This is a genomic window from Lachnotalea sp. AF33-28, assembly GCF_003477885.1.
GTDB lineage: Bacteria > Bacillota > Clostridia > Lachnospirales > Lachnospiraceae > AF33-28.
Window position 1 is genome coordinate 19,573 of the sequence record NZ_QUEE01000018.1, and the last position, 19,429, is coordinate 39,001.

Below are 19,429 nucleotides of genomic sequence, written 5' to 3' on the forward strand. Positions count from 1 at the left end.
CCTGTTTTGCCTAAGGTTTTTGTTTTTTATTTGAGAGGAGGGGCGGAATGCATTTTGTTGATGCTAAGGGAATACTGTCAGCTAAAAACGGCATGAATATCTATAGGGGATGCACGCATGGATGCATTTACTGCGACAGCCGCAGTTCCTGCTATCAGATGAAGCATCCGTTTGAAGACATCGAGGTCAAGCGGAATGCGCCGGAACTTTTAGAGATCGCTTTGAGGCGCAAACGCAGCAAATGCATGATCGGCACAGGGGCGATGTGTGATCCGTATATGCACTGTGAGAAGGAGCTGGGGCTTACCGGTCAGTGCCTGAAGATTATCAGCCGCTATGGCTTCGGCCTTGCAATACAGACCAAATCAGACATGATTCTGCGAGACCTGGATCTGCTGAAATGCATCCACGAAGAGTCTAAATGCGTTGTTCAGATGACGCTTACGACTTATAACGAATCACTGTGTAAAATCCTGGAACCCAATGTCTGCACTACGAAACGGCGGTATGAGGTTCTGAAAATCATGCAGAAGCATACTATTCCGACAGTGGTATGGTTTTCGCCGGTGCTGCCCTTTATCAACGACACAGAGGAAAACCTTAGGGGAATTTTAAATTATTGTTTTGACGCAGGGGTGAAGGGCATCCTGTGCTTCGGTATTGGAACCACGATGCGGGACGGAGACCGGGAATATTTCTACGCAGCGTTAGACCGCCATTTTCCCGGTTTGAAACAGAAGTATATAAAACGGTACGGCTATGCCTATGAGTGTTTCAGTGACCGCAGCGGGGAGCTGATGAAACTGTTTCATTCGGAATGTGAAGCGCATGGTGTTATGCATGACGTGGAGCAGATTTTTAGATATATGCATGAGTATGAACAGAAGGACGGGCAGCTTTGTCTGTTCTGATGTCCTTAAGCGACTGCTTTTGTAAAAGTAGTTGCCATAAATATGTGAAATGATATAATAAAAGTGGAATAGAAATTTGGTAATATTGAATAAAATTATAAGAACTTATATATGTCCATAATTGGTTGGACGTTTCTACAAACTACCGTAATAGTTGTCTATAAGTTCACCTTGACGGGAGGTGGCTTTGACTTTTGCGGTGGTTATTTTTTTAAACGGTGAACGGAATTAAGAAAGGAGGTATGGGTTTGGGACGGGGATCATTTCGGTTAAAAGGACAGATATGTTACAGTCTGGATAAGGATCATATCCGGACGGTGAAAGAGGGAACCGTGGTATGTGTGGACGGGATATCACAGGGAGTTTTCGAAACGGTGCCGGAGATTTATGAGGGGCTGCCTAAGGAGGATTTCGGTGACTGCCTGATCGTGCCGGGTCTTACGGATCTGCATATTCATGCCCCGCAGTATGCGTTTCGCGGGCTGGGGATGGATCTGGAGCTTTTGGAATGGCTGGAGACGAGGACCTTTCCGGAAGAGGCGAAATATTCGGATCTGGACTATGCAAAGAGGGCGTATACGCTGTTTGCAGAAGAACTTAAAAGGGGAGGCACGGCCAGCGCCTGCGTGTTTGCAACGCTGCATGTGCCCGCCACGGAACTGTTGATGGAACTGCTTGATGAGGCGGGAATCCGCGCCTTTGTGGGAAAGGTCAATATGGACCGCAATTCGCCGGATTTTCTGCGGGAGGAAAGCGCCAGACGGTCAGAAGAGGATACACTTTTGTGGCTGAAGGATACGGCGGATAAATACGCACTGGTGAAACCGATTCTGACCCCGCGCTTTATTCCCACCTGTTCGGATGAACTGATGGATAGGCTCTGTGGGATCAGTGAAGCTTACGGACTGCCGCTTCAATCCCATCTGTCGGAAAACCGGGGAGAGATTGACTGGGTGAAGGAGCTTTGCCCGGACAGCTTATTTTATGGGGATGCGTATGACAAAAGGGGCGCATTGAAAAGCCCGTCCCGCACGGTTATGGCTCACTGCGTCTGGTCGGGAGACGAGGAGATCAGGCTCATGAAGGAGCGGGGAACCTTTATCGCCCACTGCCCGCAGTCCAATACGAATCTTTCTTCCGGCATCGCGCCGGTCCGGCGGTTTATCGATGAGGGCATATCCGTGGGGCTTGGCAGCGATGTAGCCGGAGGCGCCTGCACCGGCATCTTCCGCGCGATGGCGGATGCCATACAGGTATCCAAGCTTCGGTGGCGTCTTGTGGATGAATCACAGAAGCCGCTGACAGTAGAAGAAGCCTTTTATCTGGGAACGCTGGGGGGCGGAGCGTTCTTTGGAAATGTGGGGAGCTTTGAAGAAGGTTATGAGCTGGATGCGCTTGTGCTGGATGACAGCCGGTGCCCGCATCCTTTGGAGCTGTCCTTAAAGGAGCGTTTGGAACGTTTTATCTATCTGGGTTATGACCGGTGCATTGTGGGAAAATATGTGGCCGGCCGGAAAATATTTTAATTAAGGAAGGTGAGAGTATGGCTGTTGGGGACAAAATGAAGCGTGTGGATGCGTATGAAAAGGTTACCTGCGGCGCGAAGTACACATCGGATCTGGCGCCACAGGGCACTCTGATCGCGAAGGTGGTCAGAAGTACAATCGCCAACGGGCTGGTGAAGAGCTTTGATCTTGCGGAAGCGCTGAAGGTGCCCGGTGTGGTTAAGATTGTGACCTGCTTTGATGTGCCGGATATCTGTTTTCCGACGTCCGGGCATCCGTGGTCTGTGGAAGAGGCACATCAGGATGTGGCGGACCGGAAGCTGTTAAACCGGCGGGTGAGGATATATGGGGACGATATCGCCGCTGTGGTGGCGGAAGATGAGGTGGCCGCGGCCAAAGCCGCCAGACTGATCCGGGTGGAGTATGAGGAATATGAACCCGTGATCACCGTGGAGCAGGCTATGGCTGAAGGCGCTCCCGCCATACATGAGGAAAAGCCGGATAATGTGCTGGCCCATTCCTCTTTTAAAGTGGGCAGCGGAGAGTTTTCTAAGGCGGCAGAAGAGCCCGGGTTATGTGTGCTGGATACGTATTATGATACACAGACCGTGCAGCACTGCCATATCGAGGTGCCGGTTTCCTTCGCCTATATGGAGCATGATAAAATCGTTGTGGTATCCTCGACTCAGATTCCGCACATCGTGCGCCGTGTGACCGGGCAGGCCCTGGGGGTTCCCTGGGGAAAGGTGAGGGTGATAAAGCCCTATATCGGCGGGGGCTTCGGCAACAAGCAGGAGGTGCTCTTTGAGCCGCTGAATGCGTTTCTTACAACTCAGGTGGGCGGTCGTCCGGTGAAGCTGGAGCTGACCAGGGAAGAGACGCTTGCCTGCACGCGCGTCCGCCACGCGATCCGATTTCATATACAGGCCGCGGTGCGAAAGGACGGCCGCCTGGTGGCGAGAAAATTTACCGCCTGGTCCAATCAGGGCGGCTACGCCTCCCATGGCCATGCCATTGTTGCCAACGCTGCGAATATGTTCAAACAGCTCTATCAGGATGAAAAGGTCCTGGAATCGGAAGCCTATACCGTATATACCAACATTGCCTCCGGCGGCGCCATGAGGGGGTACGGCATCCCGCAGTCGGATTTCGCCACTGAGTGCATGATTGACGACCTGGCGGCGATGATCGGCATGGACCCGCTGGAATTCCGGCTGAAGAACTGTATGCAGGAGGGATATGAGGATCCTCACACCCATGTGGTATTTTTAAGCTATGGGCTGAAACAGTGCATGGAAAAGGGCAGGGATGCTATCCGTTGGGAAGAGAAGAGGCGCGCGTATGAAAATCAGACCGGTCCTGTGCGCCGAGGCGTCGGCATGGCTATCTTCTGCTATAAGACCGGTGTATATCCGATTTCTTTGGAAACCGCTTCCTGCCGCATGATTTTAAACCAGGACGGTTCCATACAGGTGCAGATGGGCGCTACGGAGATCGGGCAGGGAGCCGATACGGTATTTACTCAGATGGCCGCCCAGTCCACAGGCATCACGGAAGATAGGATCTACATACAGACTGTTCAGGATACGGATGTCACCCCTTTTGATACGGGCGCTTACGCGTCCCGCCAGACATATGTCAGCGGCAAAGCGCTTAAGAAGACAGGGACTCTGCTTAAGGAACGGATTCTAAGCTACGCTTCCTATCTGCTGAATATGTCGGCACAGGTGCTAGACATCGAGAACAACCTTGTGGTGGAGGCAGAGAGCAGAAAGCCTCTGCTTAGCATGGAAGAGCTGGCGACAGAAGCGTTTTACAGCCTGGATCAGGCGGTGCATATCACAGCAGAGGTCAGCAACCAGTGCAAGGAAAACACATTTTCCAGCGGCGCCTGCTTTGCGGAGATCGAGGTGGATATCCCTCTGGGCAAAATACGAGTGCTCAATATCATAAATGTGCATGACAGCGGAACCCTGATCAACCCCAAGCTGGCGGAAGCACAGGTGCACGGCGGGATGAGCATGGGACTGGGCTATGCATTAAGTGAGCAGCTGCTGTACGATAAGAGCGGCAGGCCGTTAAATGACAACCTGCTGGATTATAAGCTGCCGACCGCTATGGATACGCCGGATCTGCATGTGGATTTCGTGGAGATCGCGGATCCTACGGGGCCTTTCGGCAACAAAGCGCTGGGAGAGCCGCCCGCAATTCCGGTAGCGCCTGCGATCCGCAACGCGCTGCTTCACGCAACCGGGGTGGCGGTGAATTCCCTGCCGCTGGAACCGCAGAAGCTGGTGGAGCATTTCAAAAAAGCAGGTCTCATATAAAGAAGAAGCGCGCTGAAGCGTGCGCATGTCATCAACCTGCGGTTGGTGAAAAGAAAGGGAGGTGCGGACTATGTATGACATAGATAAATATGTACAGGCAGCCGATGTGGACGACGCGGTCCGGGCCCTGACAGCGGATCCGAAGGCCGTAATCATATCAGGCGGCAGCGATGTGCTGATTAAGATCAGGGAAGGAAAGCTGGCCGGCTGCTCGCTGGTGAGCATTCACGGGATACGGGAACTTGATGGGGTGAAGATGGAAGAGGACGGCACCGTGGTGATCGGACCCTGCACTGTTTTTTCACATATCACCAATAATGAAATCGTACGGAAGCATATTCCGATCCTGGGTGATGCGGTGGATCAGGCCGGCGGGCCGCAGCTGCGCAACATCGGAACGATCGGGGGGAACGTCTGCAATGGCGTGACCAGCGCGGACAGCGCATCCAGCCTTCTGACTTTAAACGCGGTGTTAAAGCTTTGCGGGCCTTCCGGCAGCAGGCTGGTTCCCTTGGAGGAATTTTATGCGGGGCCGGGACGCACGGTGCGGGAGCACGATGAGGTCCTGACCGAGATCCGCATCACAAAAGATAATTACGAAGGTTTTGGCGGTCACTATATCAAGTACGGCAAGCGTCAGGCCATGGAAATCGCCACTTTGGGCTGTGCGGTACAGGTGAAGCTTGGTGAGGAGAAAAACACGGTGGAAGATCTGCGGCTGGCCTACGGTGTGGCGGCCCCGACCCCGATCCGCTGCCGCAGGACAGAGGAAACGGTGAAAGGAATGCCGCTGACGCCCAAGCTGGCGGATATGCTCGCCGAAGGAGCACTGAAAGAGGTCATGCCGCGCTCCAGCTGGAGAGCATCCAGGGAGTTTCGGCTGCAGCTGGTGGAAGAGCTGGCACGCCGGGCACTGGCGCAGGCAGTATGCAATGCGGGAGGTGAAATCCATGCTTAACGTGATCAAAATGAAGGTGAACGGCAAAGAGGTGGAGCTGGCGGTGGACCCCAGAGAATCCCTGTTGGACACCCTGCGGGACCGTCTGGGCTTAACCAGCGTAAAGAGAGGCTGTGAGGTGGGGGAATGCGGTGCCTGCACTGTCCTTGTGGACGGAGAAGCGATCGATTCCTGCATCTATCTGACCATGTGGGCACAGGGCCGCAGCGTGCTGACCGTGGAAGGGCTGAAAGGGCCAAACGGAGAGTTAAGCCCCATACAGCAGGCGTTTATCGATGAGGCGGCGGTACAGTGCGGGTTCTGTACTCCCGGCCTAATCATGTCGGCGGTTGAAATCGTAGGTACCGGAAAACGCTACAACCGGGAGGAGCTTCGTAAGCTGATCTCGGGGCATTTGTGCCGATGTACGGGATATGAAAATATATTAAATGCCATGGAGAGAATTGTGGAAGAAACCTACCGCGCGGTTGGGAAAGAATAGAGTTTTGTAACAACATCTGACGGGTCACGCATAGACTATAATAAGAACATGCGGCGGATGCCTGCCGGGATTATCCGCGGCAGTGAACCCAGGAGGTACTATGCGGATCTGTGAGCTGAAGCAGAAGGAAGTCATCAATATCTGTGACTGCAAACGGTTGGGATTCATTACGGATGTAGAGTTCGACTGCAATACCGGCTGTATCTATGAGCTGATTGTGCCCGGCCCGGCAAAGATATGCGGTTGTCTGGGAAGGGATACGGAATACATAATTCCATTTAAGAGGGTCAAGCAGATCGGAGACGATATCGTGCTGGTGGATATCAACGTGGAGGAAGCGCTTAGAAAGTGCAAACTTTAAAATGGCAGCAGCGGGAGAAATGGTACAGGTATTTCTCCCGCTGCTGCTACTTTATACTGCCGGTTATGTCTTCGGTTTGCGACAGATAATTGCTGGGCAGACACTGAAAAAGCTTTTTAAAAGCCTTTAGAAATACGGAATAGTCCCCAAAGCCGCTTTCAGCAGCAGCCTGCGTGCTGGGGCAGCCGCCCCGGATCAGATCGGCGGCCATAAACAGCCGCTTCTGCAGGATATACTGGTGCAGTGAATAACCGGTTTCTGATTTGAATTTGCGCATCAGATAGGATTTGCTGAAGTAAAACCGGGAGGCCAGAAGATCCGCTGTGAGAGAATCGGATAGATGGCTGTTGATGTAGCGGATGATCGCTTCGATCCGTTTGTCGGAATGGAGGGCCTGACGGTCTTTGATATAGGTATTGCCCAGATAAATGCGGTTTAACTGTATTAAAAACTGAATCAGAAGGGATTCGGTCAACAGATGGGCGCCATAACTTCCGGACGGTTCTTCCAGAGCCTTTTCCAGCCCAGTAAGGAGCATAAAGAGGCTGTCCCGTATATCTTTCTTAAGACGAAGCAGATGAAACCGTTTTTCCCTGGCGGAGCCGAAGCAGGAGGCCAGGTCACATCCGCGGTTTCTGTAGTTCTGTATAAAATCCAGCCTAAGCCACAGGATAATCCTCTCGTAGGGCTCGCTGCCGTCGACTGAGAGCCTGTGAAGATCATAGCGGTTGACCAGCAGTATGTCCCCGGGTTTTAGAAAATAGGATTTCCCTTCAATGGTGTAGGTGACGCTGCCGGAGAGAAAGACAACTATTTTATAGAAATCGTGGTAGTGGCTGGAAAATTCGCTGGATTTCTGTTCCCTCAAATGAAAATACCGGAAATCCTGGTACAGATATCCCTTTTTCTGGTCTTCCCGAAAGGTGGTGGGTTCCATTTCATGTGAATCCATATAGTTCTCCTTCTGTCAGTTTTTGCTCCCTATTCCTATAATAAGATACTATTTGCAATATATCAAGATTGATTTACTATATATTTTGCAAAAAGTATTTAGTATACTATCGGTAGATCCTCGGCCATCGGCAAAAGTCAGCAAATTGCGGAAGCACGCTGATGCGTGCGCAGCTCATCAACCTGCGGTTGGTGACATGATAAGGAGAAACGTTTATGGAGATTATGCTTGAGAAATATCAGGGATGCGGGAATGATTATTTCATATTGGATCCGAACAAACAGCAGTGTGAACTGACACAGAAGATGATACAGCAGATCTGCAACCGGAACTATGGATTCGGTTCGGACGGCATATTATACGGTCCTATCTTTGAAGGGGATAAACCGATTGTGAAAATACTCAATCCTGACGGCAGCGAAGCGGAAAAGAGCGGCAACGGCGTTAGGATTTTCGCCAAATACTTAAAAGACGCCGGTTATGTGCAGAAGAAATCGGCGGTGGTGCATACGCTGGACGGAGAGGTGGAAGTAAAATATCTGGATGAGTCCGGCAACCGGATCCGGGCCAATATGGGTAAAGCCAGTTTTAAAAGCAGCGAGATACCGGTGACAGGGCCGGAGCGCGAGGTGATCGATGAAGAGATGATCTTTGGCGGCAAGAAGTATTACGCCACCTGTGTATCGGTGGGGAATCCCCACTGCATCCTGCAGGTAAATGAGCTCTCAAAGGAGAGGATCGAAAAGATCGGCCCGTTCATCGAAACCTCCTCATATTTCCCTAACCGCATCAACGTTCATCTGATGAAGGTGTTAGACCGTAAGAACCTGCAGATTGAAATCTATGAACGCGGTGCCGGCTACACGCTTTCCTCCGGCACCAGCGCATGCGCGGTGGCCGCGGCAGCTTACCGGCTGGGCCTTGCGGATACCAAGGTAAATGTCCATATGCAGGGCGGCAGCATGGTTGCGGAGATCGCGGACAGCGGGGATATCTACCTGACCGGCGATGTGGAGAGAATCGGACGGTTGATCTGGGAATACTAAATAGAAACTCCGCCATGAAGAACAGGCGCTCTGCGCCCGGACATTTTTCATGGCGGTTTTTTCGTCCATATGCTGCTTGCGTCGCAGAACGCGGTGCGTTATAATGGAAAGAAGAGCACACGGATGTGCGCACAGGTCATCAACCTGACGGTTGGTGACAGTAAAACCGATACGTCGATGTTTCTGAAAAGGAGAATCAGTTTATGGATATGGAAACGGTATTAAGAAATATAGATTTTGATGAGGCGGCGGTTCTAAACCGGTTTTCCGGCAACAGAGGGCTGATGGAACGCTTTATCCGTAAATTTCCGCAGGATAAGACCTTTGAGCAGCTGCGCAGTGCGGTGGAAGAGAAGAACAGTGAGATGATGCTGGTGGAATCCCATACGCTGAAAGGAATTTCCGCTAATCTGGGATTTAATGCGCTGTATGAGGCCTGCTCCAGGATGGTGAGTCATCTTAGGGGAGAAGAGGTGGAAGCGGCACTGAATGATTATGAGGATCTGGAGAGGGAATACCAAAAGATCACGGAATGGCTTTCCAAACTGGATGCTTAACTAAATCGGTTAGCGGAGGGAGCTTATGCGGACAATCAGTATGAAGAGCCGGGTGCGGCATGTCTGGCAGAATCCGATCGGCAGGGATATCATCCATAAACTGCTGCTGCAGATGAACGTGAACAAAAAGTGGATTACGAATCCTCTGGTGGGCAGCTTAAGCCTAAGGACACTTTCACATTTTACCGGGTCCGTGGTGGATAAAGATTTTTATCAGACGTTTATTCAGCTGCTAAACTACGCAGAGGACCCGCCGGAGCCAAAGAAAGACGGGATCACCCGTGCATGGTGGAAGGAATCGGTGGTCTATCAGATCTATCCGCGCAGCTTCCGGGATTCAAACGGGGATGGGATCGGGGATCTGGGCGGCATTATCAGCCGGCTGGATTATCTGAAAGAGCTGGGGGTGGATGTGATCTGGCTGTCGCCGGTTTACGATTCTCCCAATGACGATAACGGATACGATATAAGAAATTACTATCAGATACTGGCGGAGTTTGGAACCATGGAGGATTTTGACCTGCTGCTGGATGAGGTGCATCAAAGAGGAATGCGGCTGATTATGGATCTGGTGGTGAATCACACCTCGGATGAGCATCCGTGGTTTCAGGATGTGCTTTGCGATCCTAAATCCCCTTACAGGGATTATTATCTGCTGCAAAAGTCCGGCGATGGGAATCCGCCCAATAACTGGACTTCTTTTTTTGGTGGGTCCGCTTGGAATTATTATGAGGAGAGGGATCTGTGGGGGCTTCATCTTTTTTCCAAAAAGCAGATGGATTTAAACTGGGAGAATGAATATTTGAGGGAGGAAATCCATGCCATGATCCGGTGGTGGCTGGAGAAGGGCATAGACGGTTTCCGCCTGGATGTGATCAATTATATTTCCAAGGATCCGGGTCTGCCCATGGGCAATAAAAGCGTGGGAAAGCTGATGGGATACTATGGGATCGAGCACTATTTTTATGGCCCCAGACTGCATCAGTATCTGAAAGAGATGCGCAGGGAGGCCTTTGATCACTACGATGTGTTTACGGTGGGCGAAACGCCGGGCGTGGGCATGCAGATGAGCAGGCTTTTAACGGCCGAGGAGCGGAAGGAACTGGATATGGTTTTTTCCTTTGACCAGCTGGAGACGCCCGGACATGTGAGGTTTGACGATTACGCTTACGATCTGAATTATCTGAAAAGTTATCTGTGCGACTGGATGGAAAATTACGGGGATAACTGCTGGATGTCGCTGTTTTATGAAAACCACGATAATCCCAGGATGATCTCTAAGGTGGATAAAAGCGGCAGATACCGTGAGCAGATCGCGAAACTTTTGGCCGTGATCCAGATGACGCTTAAGGGTACGCCTTTTTTGTATCAGGGGCAGGAGCTGGGCAGAGTGAACCAGAAGTTCACATCCGTATCACAGCTTAAGGATGTGGAGAGCATCAACCTGTATGAGGAGCTTAAGGAAACCGTGGGAGAGGATGCTGCGTTTGCGAAAGTGCTGGCGGGAAGCCGCGATCATGCCAGGACGCCTATGCCCTGGAGCGCCGATACGTATGGAGGGTTTTCCGATCATGAACCCTGGATCGGACAGGATGAGGACTATCGGACCTGCAATGTGGAGGCAGAGCTGGAGGATCCGGATTCCGTATGGCATTTTTACCGGAAACTGATCGGGCTTCGCAGGGAGCATAAAACGTTGGTTTACGGAAGCTTCCGGGTGTTTGACCGGAAGGTGCCGGACCTGTTCTGTTATGAGAGAGAACTGGACGGCCAGGTATTTTATGTGGAATGCTGCCTGAAAGACGGGCAGTTAAAAAGACGCAGGAGTGTGGAAGGCTATCAGCTTGTGGCTGGCGTGTACGGCGGTACGGCCGATGTGCTGCGGCCCTACGAGGCGAATATTTATATCGCCGCACGGTCCCTGCAATAGTATAGACAAGAGGTTAGACAGATGTTAAGAGATGACATGATCATGAAAAAAGCGATCGTACATATCCTGGATTCCAGGATGAGCATGCCGGTGCTCTCGGACTGTGAGCTGGATCTGGGATCGGATCTGTGCGATTTTTTTAAGGCGCATATTGAAAAGTTTACGGAAAGCGACGAGGTGAAGCGCTGCCAGTTCTCCGGAGATTCCGAAGTGATGGAGGCGGTCAGAAGCTGCGGCCCGGAGAACTTTGTGGAGGTGAGCAAACAGCTGGCGGGCACTCTGTTTGCGATCATGAATGAGAATATCGATATTCCGCCTGCGGACATAGCGGTCGTGGTATTTGGCTGTGAAGGCGTGGATTATTTCGGACTGCTGAAGATGAATTATAAGTCTTCCTATACCCACATTACCAAAGCGATGGAGGAGGGCAACAGCAATGACATCATACTTCAGAAAGCGATTCTCCCCTCGGAGGGACAGAAGCTTTCAGAAGCCTTTGTCGTGAATCTGGAGAACGGGGAGATCCTGCTGACAGAGAAAAAGTATGAAGTGAACGGCGCCAAGGAATACTATTTTTCGGAACGCTTTATCAAATGCCATGCCCCGATGTCCCAGAAGGCCAAGCTGGACATTGTGACCAAAGCGGTGGAGCAGGTGAATAAGAAATATTACGGGGACGATGACGTGGACCGCAAGATGGAGATCAAAAGCACGATCTATCAGGAGCTGGAGGAGCAGGGCAACCTGAACGTGGAAACGGTAAAGGAAAAGCTGTTTTCAGAGAATCCACAGATGCAGGAGGAATTTCAGGAGAAGCTGGAGAAATATAACATGGCGGAGGAGGTCATCGAACCGAAGGCGCAGCAGACCGTGCGTAAATTCCAGAAACAGCATCTCACCACGGATACCGGCATCGAGATCACGATCCCTATGGAACAGTATCAAAATGCGGAGTGCGTGGAGTTTATCACCAATGAGGACGGGACGGTTTCGGTGCTCATTAAAAATATCGGCAAGCTCACGGCGAAGTAAGCGGCCTTCGGGTGGAGGCCCTTGGGGGAGGATCAAGATTTTGAAAAGATACGGTGATGTGGCGGATAAAACATCTATAAAGGATCGGAAGAAAGCAGCTATTGCTGTTCTTATGGCTGCGGCGCTTCTTTTTATTTATATGACCGGATGTAAGGGTTTTTATAAAGAAAAGGCTTTCCTCTCTGCAATACTGATGGACGTGTCAGTAAATAAAGAACAGATGAAAGAACTGGAAAGCGACCTGAAAACTGATTATCTGGGAGATCCGGATGCCGGCTGTATAGAATGGGCCAGATGTGATGGCTTAGATAACCTGCAGAGGACGGTCAATATCAGAATCGTAGCCCGTGATATGGATTTCCTTGTGGCAGATTTGACTGCAAAGCAGCTGTTTCCATCCAAACCGGACGAGGAAAGCCCATATGAAAACCTGGAGGAGCTATTGCCGGAAGAACTGTGGGAACTGGTGGAGCCGCAGGTGATATATTCCAATAGCCCGTTCAGAGATAAAGAAGCGACCGCGGTCTATGTGGGGAACACAAAACTGAACGGAGCGCTAAAAATGTCAAATGGCGGAAGTTTTCTGTATGTGTTTCGGAATGCCCCGCATATAGACGAGGTGATCTCCCTGCTGACATATTTATTTACAGAGGAATAGACACTATTGAGGGAATAATTTGAAGGAGGATACTGTGCACAGGATTGAAGCGTATATAACCCTTGGACTGATCTTTATCGGGATTATAGCGATATTATACCTGCCGGTTTTATTCTGGTTGAAAAAACGCGGACTAAGTATCGTCAGGCAAATCAGCTATCTGGGATTCATCAGTTCTATATTTCTTGTGATTTTTGCGACTATTTTATTTGTACCGATCACTTTTGTGCCGGAACGGCATGTTTTAAACTTAAAGCCGTTCGCCTGGATTGGAACCGTCGACACGTTTCAGGCGTTCGTAGTCGAAAAAATCCCCAATATATTGTTGTTTGTCCCTGTTGGAATTTTCCTCCCCATCGTGTTTCAGCGTATGAGAAAGCTGTACAAAACTGCTTTGGTATCTTTCGCAATGACGTTTGGAATCGAATTCTTCCAGTATTTTATAGGGCGGTCGTCCGATATTGACGATGTTATAACGAATGTGCTGGGAGCGGTCATCGGCTATCTGCTGTTTTGGCTGCTTAACAGAACTTTTGACAGTAAGAGATGGTGGCATATATTTATGGGATGCAAATAAATGCGTTCCGAAGCTTACAAGTATCTGTCCCGCACAGGCGGGCAGGATTATAAGCTTCGGGGCGCATTGCTGTTATTTGCTGCCGATCATGCAGCGGAGGACAGGGCACTGTGAACAGTAGCGGACGCGTTACTATTCACAGCTAGCCGATAAAGCAGCATATGTCTGGACAGAGTATGGTCCTCATAGGGATCCCTTGAAGCCCGTACGAGGAAGCGCACTGATGTGCGCGCAGGTCATCAACCTGGCGGTTGGTGACAGTTGCTGCGCGCTTCACGGAGCGAGAGCGTGTCCCAATGAGGACCATACTCTGTCCAGACATGTGCGGGAAGTTTACAGGGCACTGTGAAGACTAACATGGGGCTCTTTTTTTAGTTCGCGATAACACTTGACATTCAACCGTATCACTCGTATAATACAGTTAGAAACTGTACTATACGAGTGATACGGTTTAGAGGTGCATTTTTATGATCCTGGATTTTGGCGGCTTAAGGCTTGTGGACGGAGTGCCGATCTATCTTCAGATTATCCGCTATGTGAAAGCGAATATCATATCGGGCCGGACGGTAAATGGGGACGAGATGCCATCCAGGCGCGTTCTTTCCGCTCTGCTGGGCGTCAATCCGAATACGATCCAGAAGGCCTGCCGGCAGCTGGAGGAGGAAGGGCTGATCGTTTCCTATGCAGGTGCGAAGAGCCTGATCAGCGTTGACGAGCGAAAAAAACAGGAGATTTTAAAGGAAATGGGTGAAGAGGAAGCGAGAAATTTTATCCGTCTGATGAAGGCCATGGGGCTTTCTCTTGAAGACGCGGTAAAGCTGTTAAATGGACTCTGGGAGAACACGGACTAGCGCCTCGTTTGCTGGCCTGTTTTTCCGATAACACAGATCAAAAAACCTTAGCGCAGCCCGATAGCCCGGCATGCCGGCTTTGACAGCCAGCGCATATATAAAGAGGGGGTACATTATGAAAAGATATAGCCGTTATATCAGCATACTGAATCTGCAGTGGAAATACAGCTTTAAGGAACTGATCCTGATCATTGCCGGGATGGCCGCAGCACAGCTGCTCCTGCTGTACCGAACCGTAGAAAAAACAGTTGCCCAATATGTTCCGGGGGCGGTTCTGACAGAGCTTGATGAGGCGCTTGGCGCGGAGAATCTGCAGGGAATCCGGTTTGAGGATCTGATGGATAAAAGCTATTGGGCAATCATCTTCGGCGTGGCGCTGATGCTGGTTGTGGGCCTGATCTACGCGGCGCCCATAAGGCAGAGCAGAGGAGCGGATTCCTGGTCTACCTGGAGGAGGCTGCCGGTCGCCCGGGCCGGGCTCATCGCTGCAGTCACATTTCAGGGGATGTGCTGTATCCTGATGCTGTGGGCTGCGCAGCTGGGCACCGTTTTTGCAGGATATTTGATCTATCTGGACAGGATTCCCACAGCAAATCGGATGTATTCAGCGCTGTTTCTGGCTTTTGTGCGGTTGGATTTTCTTAGGGGAATATTTCCGGTCACCAGTCCCGAAAGGATGGCCGGGCTCTGGGTGCTGATGCTGGTGCTGTGTCTGGCGGCAGTCTGCTCGTCCTGGGGTGTGGATAGAAAACTCCGCTGGGGAGAGGTGTTCCCCCTGTTTTATGGAGTGTTTCTTAGCATGACTGTTTTAACGGCTCCTTCGGACGGAATTGTGATTGTCGGCGTGCTGATGCTGGCGCTGGGGATGGGCTGGATTACGGTTAGGCTTTATCATATCCTGAAAGGGCAGGAAAGAACGGAGGATGGCATTGAAAAACAAGATGCGGCTGCTGATTAAAACTTTTATGTTGGAAGACTGGAGAAAAACCGTTCTTTCCGGCTGCGCCTGCATGGGACTTCTGGAAGTGATGGCGTTCGCAGCAGGAATGTCCCGCACGGTGAACGACCTTTATGACCGCAATTGGGAAACTGGTGAACGGTATCTGAACGGTACGGCGGCCGCACAGTTTTCTGAAGTGATGCGGACGGTATGGGATCTGCCGGCGACAGCCGCAGCCCTTTGTGTCGGGATGGCGCTTCTGGTGATCCCCTGTGTGACAAGACAGTATCGGGAGGAAAAGAGCATGTGCACGCTGCTTCGCCTGCCCATCTCCAGAACCTGGCTGTATGCTGCTTTTTTAATTCCGGCGGCGGTCTGTATGGCGGCGGTTTGGCTGGGACAGTTTCTGCTGTTTGCCGGATTTTACGGCATATACCGGCTGGCGGTGCCGCAGAGCTGCCTTCCGCCGGAAACCTGGAGGACATTTCTGGAAGCGCCGGCTGTGAATCTCTTATATCCATTTTTATTCCCTGGCGGAATGGGCGCGCTTGCGGCATTGCTGGTGCTGCTGCCATCTCTGCTGCTTTTACTTTGCCTAATGTATTACAGCGGCCAAAGATGGCGGCGGGGGCTGCCGGGTATCATCTGTGCGGCAGCCGGATGTTTCCTGTATCTCGATCTGCAGCTGATATGGCCGGTGATTATCGGGGCGGCAGCAGCGGCTGGCAGCGGCCTGCTGATCATTCACAGAGGCGGGATCGTATAACTGTGATGGGTGCACCGACATGTTTACATTTAGCCTGACAGCATGGCTGGTTTCGTGCTGACAGGCTGGACAGAAATGTATCAGCACACTGGAGGAGAAGAATATGTTTGAATTTGATGATGTGAAAGTCTGCTACGGCGGAGCATGCGCTGTAAATCATGTGAGCTTTACGCTTGCGCCCGGTGAGATAGTAGGGCTGTTCGGCGAAAACGGTGCAGGCAAGACAACACTTATGAAAGCTGCGCTGGGATTTTTGCCCTTAAGCGGCGGAACAGTAAAGCTGGACGGCATCCGGCCGGGACCTGCGAATTATGAACGGATCGCATATGCCGCAAGCAGCAATACGTTTTTTGGCGGGCTGACGGCAAAAGAGCATCTTGAGTTTTACCGGATGCAGTTTCCGAAGTTCGATGGGAACCGTTTCCGTCTGCTGATGGAATTCTTTGAAATCCCTGAAAAGAAAGCGGTCAGGACTCTTTCGGCCGGTCAGAAAAATCAGTTTGAGACCATACTCGCTCTGTCGCAGGGAGCGGATTACATCTTTATGGATGAGCCTTTTGCAGGGAATGACCTGTTTAACAGGGAGGATTTTTATAAAGTGCTCCTGGGCATGCTTGGTCCGACGGAATGCCTGATGATATCGACCCACCTGGTTGAGGAGATTAAACATGTAATCGGCAGAGCGCTGCTGATGAAGAAAGGGCAACTGATAGGGGATATCACTACAGAGCAGCTGGAAGAGGAAGGAACGGATCTGGCGGATTGGGTGCGAAACTGCTATCACTATCAGGCGGACCGGGTCGCAAAGGCACTGCAGAGCGCGTCCGCAGACGGACGGAGGGGAGACGGCTATGATTCATAAAAAAATCCCATTTTGGATCTTTGCTGTTCTGCTTTTTACAGCAGCAGCGGCGGTTGGAACCGTGTATGCCGCTTCTTTGGGAGACCGGATGAATATCTGGCTGGAAACAGAATACGGTTCCCCGGAGGAACTGCAGGATCTAAAGCTGTCATCTAAGATCACGGATACTTCCGGAGCTATATGGAATGTGTGCACCGCATTTGCCGAAGAGACTCAGCAGAACGCTGTATCCGATGGTGTAAAGCCGGGGGCCGCAATCAGGCTGTGCGCGGATATAGGATTTGAGAAAATGGGTGAAGAGAAGTCTTACGTTTATGGATGGTATGATTATGGGGAGGAGGACCCTGCCGGCAGCTATACGATAGGCGTGACCCCGGATATGGAGAATCTTTTTGCAGGTATTGAGAAACCGGGGCTGTATCCGTTGGCGGATTACACGGATCAGCTGGGCTTTGCTGCGGGCATACCGGAAGGAACTCACAGCATTCGTTTCTTTGACGGCGCTGTCTGTCCCTGGATCAAAGCGGACTGCCCTAAGGATTACAGGTTTCAGATGCTTGGTGAGGAAGGACGCGTCCCGTCACTTGTGATCGAGGATCTGTTCAGGGAGGAGTTTCATGTGATAAGTGCGGGAGACTGGCTCTATTTCACTCTTCCTAACATATCGCTGCAGCGTGAAAAGGAAACGGTTGGAGAGAGCGGCTGGGACTATGAAGGCACCACAGGAATCCTGCGAATCCGCAGGGAGACGGAAGGCAGCCTTATGTGGGAACAGACCGAAAACCTGTATCCGCTGACAGTGGGCGGGGAGCAGAGCCGGGTGGTGTATGATCTCTACGAACAGCCGGAGAGTGGTCTGTTGATACTCATTGTGTCCGAAGCCGGACAACTTTTTCTGCATTTTTATGATCCGGCGGCGCAGGTGCAGGTTAAGCCGCTGCTGGTCTGCGACCTCGGAGAACTGCAGCCATCCGCGGTCCGTCTGATGTTCCAGCAGGATCTGGTGAACTATGCGGTGATGGGAGACGATTCCTCTGTCAGAATTGTGGGCACCTGCCGCGTGCCGGAGGAAGGAAGGGCTGTGGTGCTGGAGTCCTATATGCTGAAATCGGAGGATCCCTATGTTGATTCCCCTTCAGCCATGCTGTATACGGATCATTCACTGTATGCGGTGGGGCAGGACGGCAGCGATGCGGGCACCTGCGCGTATGATATTTATAAATTTAAAAGCGGCGGTCTGGCATATTGTGGAAGACTGTGGCAGGAAGGATTTCAGGATTTGAGCCTTGGGTATATACGACGCAGCTGGGATGCGCGGACACTGCGTCTGGATTTGGCGGTCAAATAGCGATGAAAGCGTTAAAAACAGTTTTTGTTAGCACTCGAATGTGGTGAGTGCTAAAATTCACAGAATAGACACAGTTTTATCACAATTCCTTCACAATTAAGGGGTATTATACAGGCATAAAAAGAAAAGAAAGCAAATGATAACAAATAAAACGCCAATATCTTAGAGAAAAGCATATCAAAGGAGGAATTGATTATGTTAGGATTAACACCTTATGAAAGAAGAAACTACAACCTGTTTAATTACTTCGACGATCTGGAGAAACAGTTCTTCGGAGGGGATATGAAGCAGGAGGTATCCCATTTCAGGACGGATATCAGAGATGAAGGAGATAAATTCGTTCTGGAGGCTGAGCTGCCGGGCTTTAAGAAAGAGGATATCAAGATTGACCTGCATGACGATACGCTCACAGTCAGCGCTGTGCATGAGGAAAAAGCGGAGGATAAGAAAGACAACTATATTAGAAGAGAAAGAAAATTTGGCTCTTATTCCAGAAGCTTTGATGTAACCAACATTGATACCCAGAATATTCAGGCCGGTTACGAAAACGGCATCCTGACCCTGGATCTGCCGAAGCAGACGGAGACCAAACCTCCGAGACGCAGCATCGAGATTAGATAATCGGTTTTGCAGCGCAGCATTAGGATCAGAAAATCAATGAGAGCAGATAATCAGAGATACGGTGACGGGCGCCGGCTGCGGCCGCGCGCTTGATCATAGATAGCAGCAACGGTTCCGGCCGATTACACGGCGGGCCGCCGGTCCGGTCCATACGGTACAAGTGGAACGGGAAACGGGCCCATCGTACCAGAAACCGCACAGTCAACCTTGTACTATGAAAAGGAGGCATTTATATGTTCGGTTTATTACCATTTGAAAAGAAAGACAACAGCTTATTTAACTATCTGGATGATCTGGAGAAACAGTTCTTCGGAGATATGACGACGGATGTTTCCCATTTCAGAGTGGATGTGAAAGAGGAAGACGGCAAGTATGTGCTGGAGGCGGAGCTTCCTGGTTTCAGTAAAGAAGAAATTAAAGTGGACCTCTATGACGACACTCTGACAATCAGCGCGGAACATAAGGAAGAGAGTGAAAAGAAAGAAAAAAATTATGTGCGCAGGGAGAGAAAGTTTGGCTCCTTCAGCAGAAGCTTCAATGTGAGCGGTATTGCAGCTGACCAGATCAGCGCTTCCTACCAGGACGGCATCCTGACCTTGGATCTGCCGAAGATGGCGGTGGAAGAGAAGAAAGCGGTTCAGCAGATTGAGGTGAAGTGAATATGAACAGCGTCTGGCGGAACCGCTGATAGAAATTGTTCCGTTTGATCATAGACAGAGAGGGAGGGGCGTGTGCCGGATTTGATT

Annotated in this window: 21 protein-coding genes and 1 riboswitch; of the genes, 20 read left to right on the forward strand and 1 reads right to left on the reverse strand. The window is 50.9% G+C overall.

What is annotated here, in order from left to right; genetic code table 11:
* Positions 1–47 precede the first annotated feature (47 nt).
* From DWZ56_RS19765 to DWZ56_RS19790, 6 genes are all read left to right on the forward strand, one after another.
* Positions 48–911 (forward strand): SPL family radical SAM protein, encoded by an 864-nt coding sequence (locus DWZ56_RS19765; protein ID WP_118558328.1) that lies wholly within the window; start codon positions 48–50, stop codon positions 909–911.
* A gap of 85 nt (positions 912–996) precedes the next feature.
* Positions 997–1,092, forward strand: a riboswitch (purine riboswitch).
* Between the two features lie 61 nt (positions 1,093–1,153).
* Positions 1,154–2,437 (forward strand): amidohydrolase family protein, encoded by a 1,284-nt coding sequence (locus DWZ56_RS19770; protein WP_118558329.1) that lies wholly within the window; start codon positions 1,154–1,156, stop codon positions 2,435–2,437.
* 17 nt (positions 2,438–2,454) lie between these two features.
* Positions 2,455–4,743 (forward strand): xanthine dehydrogenase subunit XdhA, encoded by a 2,289-nt coding sequence (gene xdhA / locus DWZ56_RS19775; RefSeq protein ID WP_118558330.1) that lies wholly within the window; start codon positions 2,455–2,457, stop codon positions 4,741–4,743.
* 70 nt (positions 4,744–4,813) lie between these two features.
* Complete coding sequence (gene xdhB, locus DWZ56_RS19780) at positions 4,814–5,701, forward strand: xanthine dehydrogenase subunit XdhB (RefSeq protein WP_118558331.1); 888 nt, start codon at positions 4,814–4,816, stop codon at positions 5,699–5,701.
* Positions 5,694–6,182: a xanthine dehydrogenase subunit XdhC gene (gene xdhC / locus DWZ56_RS19785; protein ID WP_118558332.1), complete on the forward strand. Its 489-nt coding sequence runs from the start codon at positions 5,694–5,696 to the stop codon at positions 6,180–6,182. The genes xdhB and xdhC overlap by 8 nt, the downstream gene beginning before the upstream one ends.
* 100 nt (positions 6,183–6,282) lie before the next feature.
* Entirely contained in the window at positions 6,283–6,543 is a 261-nt protein-coding gene (locus DWZ56_RS19790) for a PRC-barrel domain-containing protein (RefSeq protein WP_118558333.1), read from the forward strand.
* A 46-nt stretch (positions 6,544–6,589) separates the two neighbouring features.
* On the opposite strand, the gene DWZ56_RS19795 is transcribed toward DWZ56_RS19790, so the two are convergent.
* Entirely contained in the window at positions 6,590–7,495 is a 906-nt protein-coding gene (locus DWZ56_RS19795; protein ID WP_243095388.1) for an AraC family transcriptional regulator, read from the reverse strand.
* Between the two features lie 215 nt (positions 7,496–7,710).
* Between DWZ56_RS19795 and dapF the strand changes: the two genes are divergently transcribed.
* The 14 genes from dapF to DWZ56_RS19860 all read left to right on the forward strand — a co-directional run bounded on the left by dapF (position 7,711) and on the right by DWZ56_RS19860 (position 19,342).
* The gene (dapF, locus tag DWZ56_RS19800) at positions 7,711–8,541 is read left to right on the forward strand and encodes a diaminopimelate epimerase (RefSeq protein ID WP_118558334.1); all 831 of its coding nucleotides are present in this window, start codon (positions 7,711–7,713) and stop codon (positions 8,539–8,541) included.
* 203 nt (positions 8,542–8,744) lie between these two features.
* Positions 8,745–9,098, forward strand: coding sequence for an Hpt domain-containing protein (locus tag DWZ56_RS19805; RefSeq protein WP_118558335.1), 354 nt, complete (start codon positions 8,745–8,747; stop codon positions 9,096–9,098).
* Between the two features lie 25 nt (positions 9,099–9,123).
* Positions 9,124–11,028 carry an alpha-glucosidase gene (locus tag DWZ56_RS19810; RefSeq protein ID WP_118558336.1) on the forward strand — a complete coding sequence of 635 codons (1,905 nt, stop codon included), beginning with the start codon at positions 9,124–9,126 and terminating at the stop codon, positions 11,026–11,028.
* Between the two features lie 21 nt (positions 11,029–11,049).
* The gene (locus DWZ56_RS19815) at positions 11,050–12,060 is read left to right on the forward strand and encodes a nucleoid-associated protein (protein WP_118558337.1); all 1,011 of its coding nucleotides are present in this window, start codon (positions 11,050–11,052) and stop codon (positions 12,058–12,060) included.
* A 40-nt stretch (positions 12,061–12,100) separates the two neighbouring features.
* Positions 12,101–12,718, forward strand: a complete 618-nt coding sequence (locus DWZ56_RS19820; RefSeq protein ID WP_118558338.1) for a hypothetical protein — start codon at positions 12,101–12,103, stop codon at positions 12,716–12,718.
* A gap of 34 nt (positions 12,719–12,752) precedes the next feature.
* Positions 12,753–13,295 (forward strand): VanZ family protein, encoded by a 543-nt coding sequence (locus tag DWZ56_RS19825; protein ID WP_118558339.1) that lies wholly within the window; start codon positions 12,753–12,755, stop codon positions 13,293–13,295.
* Between the two features lie 223 nt (positions 13,296–13,518).
* The gene (locus tag DWZ56_RS23380) at positions 13,519–13,644 is read left to right on the forward strand and encodes a hypothetical protein (protein WP_279220321.1); all 126 of its coding nucleotides are present in this window, start codon (positions 13,519–13,521) and stop codon (positions 13,642–13,644) included.
* A gap of 118 nt (positions 13,645–13,762) precedes the next feature.
* A complete protein-coding gene (locus DWZ56_RS19830; RefSeq protein WP_243095389.1) occupies positions 13,763–14,146 on the forward strand; it encodes a GntR family transcriptional regulator in 384 nt (127 codons plus the stop codon).
* 115 nt (positions 14,147–14,261) lie between these two features.
* Positions 14,262–15,104: a hypothetical protein gene (locus DWZ56_RS19835; RefSeq protein WP_118558340.1), complete on the forward strand. Its 843-nt coding sequence runs from the start codon at positions 14,262–14,264 to the stop codon at positions 15,102–15,104.
* Entirely contained in the window at positions 15,076–15,852 is a 777-nt protein-coding gene (locus DWZ56_RS19840; protein ID WP_118558341.1) for a hypothetical protein, read from the forward strand. The genes DWZ56_RS19835 and DWZ56_RS19840 overlap by 29 nt, the downstream gene beginning before the upstream one ends.
* Before the next feature lie 103 nt (positions 15,853–15,955).
* Positions 15,956–16,714: an ATP-binding cassette domain-containing protein gene (locus DWZ56_RS19845; protein ID WP_118558342.1), complete on the forward strand. Its 759-nt coding sequence runs from the start codon at positions 15,956–15,958 to the stop codon at positions 16,712–16,714.
* A complete protein-coding gene (locus DWZ56_RS19850) occupies positions 16,704–18,062 on the forward strand; it encodes a hypothetical protein (protein ID WP_118558343.1) in 1,359 nt (452 codons plus the stop codon). Before DWZ56_RS19845 ends, DWZ56_RS19850 begins: the two co-directional genes overlap by 11 nt.
* A gap of 195 nt (positions 18,063–18,257) precedes the next feature.
* Positions 18,258–18,683: an Hsp20/alpha crystallin family protein gene (locus DWZ56_RS19855; protein WP_118558344.1), complete on the forward strand. Its 426-nt coding sequence runs from the start codon at positions 18,258–18,260 to the stop codon at positions 18,681–18,683.
* Positions 18,684–18,916: 233 nt separating this feature from the next.
* On the forward strand, positions 18,917–19,342 hold the full coding sequence (locus DWZ56_RS19860; protein WP_118558345.1) for an Hsp20/alpha crystallin family protein: 426 nt from the start codon (positions 18,917–18,919) through the stop codon (positions 19,340–19,342).
* The last annotated feature ends 87 nt before the right edge of the window (positions 19,343–19,429 follow it).